Annotated in this window: 3 protein-coding genes; all 3 read left to right on the top strand. The window is 70.5% G+C overall.

Features of this window, described 5'->3' with window-relative positions; genetic code table 11:
- Positions 1-2227 (top strand): translation initiation factor IF-2 (gene infB / locus RDU12_RS14315; RefSeq protein WP_308685301.1); only part of this gene is annotated, 2227 nt, incomplete at its 5' end.
- Positions 2228-2305: 78 nt separating this feature from the next.
- A complete protein-coding gene (locus RDU12_RS14310; RefSeq protein WP_300292824.1) occupies positions 2306-2830 on the top strand; it encodes a hypothetical protein in 525 nt (174 codons plus the stop codon).
- A gap of 39 nt (positions 2831-2869) precedes the next feature.
- The coding region (locus RDU12_RS14305; protein ID WP_308685298.1) for a hypothetical protein at positions 2870-3152 on the top strand (283 nt) is incomplete at its 3' end.

Here is a 3152-nt window from a genome sequence, read left to right as displayed (position 1 = left end):
GTTGCGCTCGGCCCGCGAAGCCGCCATGGGCGGCGGCGAGCGCAACTACGCCGAACGTCCGCAAGGCGCCCGTCCGGCCGAGCCGGTCCGCTATTCGGCCCTGAATCCGCGGCCCGCTCCCGGCGCCGCCCGTCCGGGCGGAGCCCGCACCGGCCCCGGCGGCCGTCCGACTCCGAACGCCCCGCCTGCGACGCCTGACGTCGCTCGCCCCGCCCGCGCCGGTTTCGGCCGTCCCGCCGGCAGCAAGGTCGAGGACGATCGCGACAAGCGCTTCTCTGACGCCGGCAAGGCCGTCAGCCGCACGCGCGGCGAACCCAAGCGCCGCGAAGGCCGTCTGACCATCCAGGCCCTGGCCGGCGGCGACGAGGACGCCGCCGAGCGGATGCGCTCGCTGGCCTCGGTCCGCCGGGCCCGCGAACGCGAGAAGGAAAAGCGCAAGGGCGGCTCGACCGACGCGCCGAACCGTCCGCGCGAGGTCGTCATTCCCGACGTCATCACCGTCGGCGACCTGGCCAACCGGATGGCCGTGCGCGGCGTCGACATCGTCAAATTCCTGATGCGTCAGGGCCTGATGGTGAAGATCACCGACGTCATCGACACCGACACCGCCGAATTGGTGGCCGACGAATACGGCATGACCGTCAAGCGCGTGTCGGAATCCGACATCGAGACGGGCTTCCTGTCCGACGCCATCGACGACGAGGCGGTCACGCCGCGCGCGCCGGTGGTGGCCATCATGGGCCACGTCGACCACGGCAAGACCTCGCTGCTGGACGCCCTGCGCACCACCGACGTCGCCTCGGGCGAGGCCGGCGGGATCACCCAGCACATCGGCGCCTATCAGGTCCGTCTGCCCGATGGTCAGCGCGTCACCTTCCTCGACACCCCGGGCCACGCGGCCTTCTCGGCGATGCGGGCGCGCGGCGCCAATGTCACCGACATCGTGGTGCTGGTGGTGGCCGCCGACGACGGCGTCATGCCCCAGACCATCGAGGCCATCCAGCACGCCAAGGCGGCCAACGCCCCGATCATCGTGGCGGTCAACAAGATCGACAAGCCGGACGCCAATTCGCAGAAGGTGGTCAACGAGCTGCTGCAGCACGAGGTCATCGCCGAAAGCCTGGGCGGCGACACCCAGATCATCGAGGTCTCGGCCAAGAACCGCACCAACCTGGACGGCCTGATCGAGGCCATCCTGGTGCAGGCCGAGATGATGGACCTGAAGGCCGACCCGGAACGCACCTCGGAAGGCGTGGTCATCGAGGCCAAGCTGGACAAGGGCCGCGGCCCGGTCGCCACCGTCCTGGTCAAGCGCGGCACCCTGAAGCGCGCCGACATCGTCGTGGCCGGCTCCGCCTGGGGCAAGGTCCGCGCCCTGCTCAACGAGCGCAACGAGCAACTGAGCGAGGCCGGGCCGTCGGTTCCGGTCGAGATCCTCGGCCTCGACGAAGCGCCCAGCCCCGGCGAGCCCTTCGCCGTGGTCGAGAGCGAGGCCCGCGCCCGCGAACTGACCGAGTACCGCGCCCGCATCAAGCGCGAGAAGGCCACCGGCGGCATCAACCAGGTCTCGCTGGTCGACATGATGTCCAAGCTGCAGTCCAAGAAGGTCTCGGAACTTCCGGTCATCATCAAGGCCGACGTGCAGGGTTCGGCCGAGGCCATCGTCGGCTCGCTGGACAAGATGGGCAACGAGGAGGTCCGCGCGCGCACCGTCATGTCGGGCGCCGGCGGCATCACCGAGAGCGACGTGCAACTGGCCAAGTCGGCCGGGGCGCCGATCCTCGGCTTCAACGTCCGCGCCTCGAAACAGGCCAAGGACCTCGCCGAGCGCGAGGGCGTCGAGATCCGCTACTATGCGATCATCTACGACCTGCTCGACGACATGAAAGGCGTGCTCTCGGGCATGCTGGCCCCGCTGCAGCGCGAAACCTTCCTGGGCAACGCACAGGTGCTGCAGGTGTTCGACATCTCCAAGACCGGCAAGATCGCCGGTTGCCGGGTCACCGAGGGCGTGGTGCGCAAGGGCGCCAAGGTCCGCATCATCCGCGACGACGTGGTGGTGCTGGAGCTGGGCACGCTGGCCACGCTCAAGCGCTTCAAGGACGAGGTCAACGAGGTTCCGTCGGGCCAGGAATGCGGCATGCATTTCCAGGGCTTCCAGGACATCAAGGCCGGCGACTTCATCGAGTGCTTCACCGTCGAAGAGATCCAGCGCACGCTCGAGTAGGGCGTTCGGGCGTCTTCCTTCCGGAACGGGAGGGAGACGCGCCGTCCTTTTGCCTTATGGATCACGGATCAACGTCCCATGCTCCGCATCCTGACCACCACCCTGGCCTTGCTCGCCGTCGCCGGACCGGCCGCGGCCGAGACCCGCTACCTGGCCTATGACGCCGCCGACCGGATCACCCAGGCCCTGACCCGGGGCGTGACTCTGGAGGCCAACCGCGGCCTGTTCGGCGCCATCAGCGTGCGGCGGATCATCTCGACCTCGCAACGCGGCTCGGCCGATATCCGCCGGGGCGGACCCGGCGCGGTGCGCCGCGCCCTGCCGGCCGGCTCCACCGAGTCTGCGATCTACCATATCGAGCCCGAGGGGGACGGCCGCGGCCTGTCGCGCGCCCTGTGTCCCGGTTCGGAAGAGGTGTGGCTGGTGGCGGGCCGGGTCCGGCTGGCCCGCCCCCTGACGCTGCACGCCGTCGGCCGCTGGTCGGACGGCGCCTACCGTCATTGCGTCCAGCTGAACTATGACTGGCGCGGCGAGTGGGCCATGCCGCCGGCCCAGGCGCTGGACGACTCCGGCGCCCCCGTTGGCGCCCCTGTCGGGCGATAGGCGTTCACCTCCCCGCCGACCCTCGCTAGGGTTGCGTCCATGACCGCCGCCACGGCCCCTTCCCAGTCTGCGATGAAACGCCTCGCCGGCGCGCTGGCCTTCGTCTGCATGGTGCTGTTCCTGCTGGCGATCGAGCAGAAGCACGCCGTGGCCGCTTGGGAGACGGTGCGCGACGAGGCCGGACCCGCCGCCCGACGGGTCGCGGACTGGGCGGGCGGCCTGCCTTCGGGGGTCGAAGGTCTTCGATCGGCCGTCACCCGCCGGACCGGGTCATGGCGCGCCTCCCCGGCCGCCGCGCCCGGGGCCGCCGCCGTCCCGAAAG

Origin of the sequence: Brevundimonas sp., from assembly GCF_031082345.1 — a bacterium.
Lineage (GTDB): Bacteria > Pseudomonadota > Alphaproteobacteria > Caulobacterales > Caulobacteraceae > Brevundimonas.
Note: the sequence above shows the minus strand (reverse complement) of the source record. Positions and strands in the feature narration are given on the sequence as shown.

Bases quoted from the DNA above. Each gene is read 5' to 3' on its own strand.
- RDU12_RS14310 (WP_300292824.1), top strand. From the start codon at position 2,306: ATGCTCCGCATCCTGACCACCACCCTGGCCTTGCTCGCCGTCGCCGGA.